Below are 4,475 nucleotides of genomic sequence, written 5' to 3'. Positions count from 1 at the left end.
CCCCCCGCCTTTTTGTGGCGGGGGGTTTTGTTTGTGTTGTTATTCAGCTGCGTCTTTGTATGCGTCCATTGGGGGGCATGTGCAGACGAGGTTTCTGTCACCGTATGCGTTGTCGACGCGGTTGACGGGGGACCAGTATTTGTCGACACCCATGGAGCCCGGGGGGAAGCAGGCCTGTTCGCGGGTGTAGGGCCGGTCCCAGTCTCCGACCAGATCGCGCACCGTGTGGGGGGCGTTTTTCAGCGGGTTGTTGTCGGCGTCGATCTTGCCGTCGATGATGTCCTGCGCCTCGGATCGGATCGAGAGCATGGCGTCGCAGAAGCGGTCGAGCTCGGCCATGGGTTCCGATTCCGTGGGCTCCACCATCAGGGTTCCGGCCACCGGCCAGCTCATGGTGGGGGCGTGGAAGCCTGAATCGACCAGACGTTTGGCGATGTCGTCAACGCTGACATGCGCCGCCTCGTCCAGCGGTCTTGTGTCGAGGATGCATTCATGCGCCACCCGGCCTGTTTCCGAGGTGTAGAGGATCGGATAGGCCTCGCTCAGCCGTGCGGCGATATAGTTGGCGTTCAGGATCGCCACTTTGGTCGCCTGCGTCAGACCGGCACCGCCCATCAGCAGCACATAGGCCCACGAGACCGGCAGAATGGACGGCGAGCCAAAGGGGGCCGCCGAGACCGGGCCCACGGCGGTGCCGTATTCCGGGTGGCCGGGCAGGTGTTCGGTCAAATGCGCCTTGACGCCGATCGGACCCATGCCGGGGCCGCCGCCGCCATGGGGGATGCAGAAGGTCTTGTGCAGGTTCAGGTGGCTGACATCGCCGCCAATGTCTCCGGGGCGCGACAGACCGACCATGGCATTCATGTTGGCCCCGTCGATATAGACCTGACCGCCATGGTCATGGGTGATCTGGCAGACCTCCTGCACGGTGGTCTCAAAGACGCCATGGGTGGACGGGTAGGTGATCATGCAGGCGGCGAGGTTGCCCGAATGCTTCTCGGCCTTGGCGCGGAAGTCGTTCAGGTCAATGTTGCCGTTCTCATCCGCCTGCACCGGCACAACCTGCCAGCCCACCATCTGGGCCGAGGCCGGGTTGGTGCCATGGGCCGAGGTCGGGATCAGGCAGACATTGCGCTGCCCTTCGCCACGGGCGAAGTGGTAGTTGCGGATGGTCAAGAGACCCGCATATTCCCCCTGCGCGCCCGAGTTGGGCTGTTGGCTGATCGCGTCATAGCCGGTGATCTGGCACAGCTTGTCGTTCAGATCCGCAATCATCTCGTGATAGCCCTGCGCCTGATCTTCGGGGCAGAACGGGTGCAGGTTGCCGAACTCGGGCCAGGTGACCGGGATCATCTCGATCGTGGCGTTCAGCTTCATGGTGCAGGACCCCAGCGGGATCATCGCCCGGTCCAGCGCCAGATCGCGGTCGGCCAGACGGCGCATATAGCGCGTGATCTCGGCCTCGGCCCGGTTCTGGTGGAAGATCGGGTGGGTCAGGTATTCGCTTTCCCGCAGCGCGTAATCGGGCAGGCGGTAAGCGACGTTCGAGCTGTCATCGGTGCGGTCGATGCCGAAGGCACCCCAGACGGCCTCGATGGTCTCGGGGCGGGTCTGTTCGTCCAGGCTGATGCCAACCCTGGTCTCGCCGACCTTGCGCAGGTTGACGCCGCGCGCCACGGCGGCCTCCATCACCGTTGTCTGCAGATGGCCGACCTCAACCGTGATCGTGTCAAAGAACACCTCGGGTTCAACGGCAAAGCCCGCCTCTTCCAGACCGGCGGCCAGGCGCGAGGTCTTGCGGTGCACCGATTGCGCGATGGCCTTGATGCCGTCGGGGCCGTGATAGACCGCATACATCGAGGCAATCACCGCCAGCAGCGCCTGCGCGGTGCAGACATTCGAGTTCGCCTTCTCGCGCCGAATGTGTTGCTCGCGGGTCTGCAGCGACAGCCGGTAGGCCTTGTTGCCGCGGCTGTCGATGCTGACACCGATGATCCGGCCCGGCATTGAGCGTTTCAGCTTGTCGGTGGTCGCCATGTAAGCGGCATGCGGGCCGCCATAGCCCATCGGCACGCCAAAGCGCTGGGTCGAACCGATGGCAATGTCCGCGCCCATCTCGCCGGGGGATTTCAGCAGGGCCAGCGACAGGATGTCGGCGGCGACAATGGCGATGGCTTTATGTTCGTGCAGCGCCGCGATTTCCGATGTGAAGTCGCGCACATGGCCGTGGGTGCCGGGGTACTGGAAGATCGCACCAAAGACGGCGCCCGCATCCAGCGTGTCCGGATCGGCAACCTGCACGTCGATGCCCAGAGGCTCAGCCCGGGTTTTGATCACCGCGATGGTCTGCGGGTGGCAGTTCTTGTCGACAAAGAAAGCCGCGTTATTGGCTTTCGACCGCCCGCCGCGCTTGGCCATCGCCATCGCCTCGGCCGCAGCAGTGGCTTCGTCCAGCAAGGACGCGTTGGCCACATCGAGCCCGGTCAGATCGCTGACCATGGTCTGGAAGTTCAAGAGCGCTTCAAGACGGCCCTGGCTGATCTCGGGCTGATAGGGGGTGTAGGCGGTGTACCAGGCCGGGTTTTCAAGAATGTTGCGCAGGATCGGCGCGGGCGTGGTGGTGCCATAATAGCCCTGACCGATCAGCGAGGTCAGAACGGTGTTCTTGCTTGCCACCTCTTTCATGTGGAACAGCGCATCGCGTTCCGTCATCGCCGGACCCCAGTCCAGCGGCTCCTTCTGGCGGATCGCGGGCGGGACGGTGGCGTCGATCAGCTCGTCCAGCGTCTTGAAGCCGATCACCTTGAGCATGTCGCGCATCTCGGTCGGGCTGGGGCCGATATGGCGGCGATTGGCGAAGTCATAGGCTTCGTAGTCGGTCAGTTTGAAGGCCATCGTTGCGCTCCTCAGGGATAGGTCAGGCCCGGCGGAGACTGCGGGAGCCTCCGGCGGAAGTATTTGGAAAAAGGTGAAGGGGCGGGTCCGCGCAAGGATCCGCCGTGATTTCTTAGCCGATGAAGGCTTTGTAGCCAGCTTCGTCCATCAGATCCTCAAGCTGCGACGCGTCCGCGATCTTGACCTTGTAGATCCAGGCCTCGCCCTCGGGGTCTTCGTTCAGCGCGCCGGGATTGTCGGCCAGCGCCTCGTTGACCTCGACAATCTCGCCATCCACCGGGGCGTAGAGTTCCGAGGCCGCCTTGACGGATTCGATCACGCCGATCTCGCCGTCCTTTTCGAACTCGTCGCCCACTTCCTGCTGCTCGACAAAGACCACTTCGCCCAGCTGCTCGGCGGCATGTTTGGTGATGCCCAGAGTGGCCACGTCCCCTTCGACGGTCAGCCATTCATGCTCTTCGGAATAATAGGTTGCCATGCTGTCTCTCTCCTGACTTCAACGCTTGTAATTCTGGGTGACAAAGGGCAGCGCCACGATCTGCGCCGGTTGCGCCTTGCCCCGGATGATCAGGTTCACCTTCTCGCCCGGCTCACCGTGACCGGCGGACACATAGCCCATCGCCACCGGGCCACCCACCGTGGGGCCAAAGCTGCCCGAGGTGATCTGACCGATCGTGTTGCCATTGCTGCACTGGATTTCCACGCCCTGACGCGCCGGGGCGCGGCCATCGGGCTTGATGCCCACCAGCTTGCGGGCGGCACCCTCGGCCAGTTCGCGTTGGACACGCTCGGCCCCCGGGAACCCGCCCTCTTCCTTGCGGCGCTTCTGGATCGCCCAGCCAAGGCTGGCCTCAATCGGCGAGGTGCTCTGATCGATGTCATTGCCATAGAGGCACAGACCTGCCTCCAGCCGCAGGCTGTCACGCGCGCCCAGACCCGCCGGTTCGCAATCCTCATGCGCCAGGAAGGCCTTGGTGATCTCGATGGCCTTGTCCTCGGGGATCGAGATCTCATACCCGTCCTCGCCGGTATAGCCCAGCCGCGAGATCCGGCATTCGACGCCCATAATGTCGGCCACGGTGGTTTCCATGAACTTCAGATCGCGCGCCGCAGGGCAGAGTTCCCCCACAACGTCTTCGGCCTTGGGGCCTTGCACCGCCACCAGCGCCCGGTCGAAGATCTCGGTCACGTCTACGCCGTCGAGGTTCGCCTTCATATGCGGAATGTCCTGATGCCGCAGCGCCGCGTTCACCACCACAAAGAAATGATCCCCCGCATTCGACACGATCAGGTCATCCATGATCCCGCCATCCGCGTTGGTGAAAAACCCGTACCGCGCCTTGCCCTCTTTCAAGGTCGCATAGGCCTGCGGGCAGATCGCCTCCAGCTTCTCACCCACATTCTCACCCCGCAGGATCACCTGACCCATATGAGACACATCAAACACCGCCGCCTTCTCACGACACTGCTTATGCTCCCCCATAATCCCCATCGGATACTGGACAGGCATCTCCCAGCCCGCAAAATCAACCAGCTTACCTCCCAACTCAACGTGCAAGGCGTACAAGGGCGTGCGTTTC

Annotated in this window: 3 protein-coding genes; all 3 read right to left on the bottom strand. The window is 63.2% G+C overall.

What is annotated here, in order from left to right:
* Window positions 1-39: 39 nt before the first annotated feature.
* A complete protein-coding gene (gene gcvP / locus ACR0AC_RS21180) occupies window positions 40-2,895 on the bottom strand; it encodes an aminomethyl-transferring glycine dehydrogenase (protein ID WP_480875944.1) in 2,856 nt (951 codons plus the stop codon).
* A gap of 112 nt (window positions 2,896-3,007) precedes the next feature.
* Window positions 3,008-3,373 carry a glycine cleavage system protein GcvH gene (gcvH, locus tag ACR0AC_RS21175; RefSeq protein ID WP_170456856.1) on the bottom strand — a complete coding sequence of 122 codons (366 nt, stop codon included), beginning with the start codon at window positions 3,371-3,373 and terminating at the stop codon, window positions 3,008-3,010.
* A gap of 18 nt (window positions 3,374-3,391) precedes the next feature.
* On the bottom strand, window positions 3,392-4,475 hold a 1,084-nt coding region (gene gcvT / locus ACR0AC_RS21170; protein ID WP_480875941.1), incomplete at its 5' end, for a glycine cleavage system aminomethyltransferase GcvT.

The organism is Ruegeria sp. H7 (genome assembly GCF_056532945.1).
The sequence above is the reverse complement of the archived record's forward strand: the minus strand, read 5'-3'. Positions and strand labels throughout refer to the sequence as shown.

What these genes read in the sequence shown, in the direction of transcription:
- gcvP (WP_480875944.1), bottom strand. Translation starts at nt 2,895, where the DNA reads ATGGCCTTCAAACTGACCGACTACGAAGCCTATGACTTCGCCAATCGC.
- gcvH (WP_170456856.1), bottom strand. Translation starts at nt 3,373, where the DNA reads ATGGCAACCTATTATTCCGAAGAGCATGAATGGCTGACCGTCGAAGGG.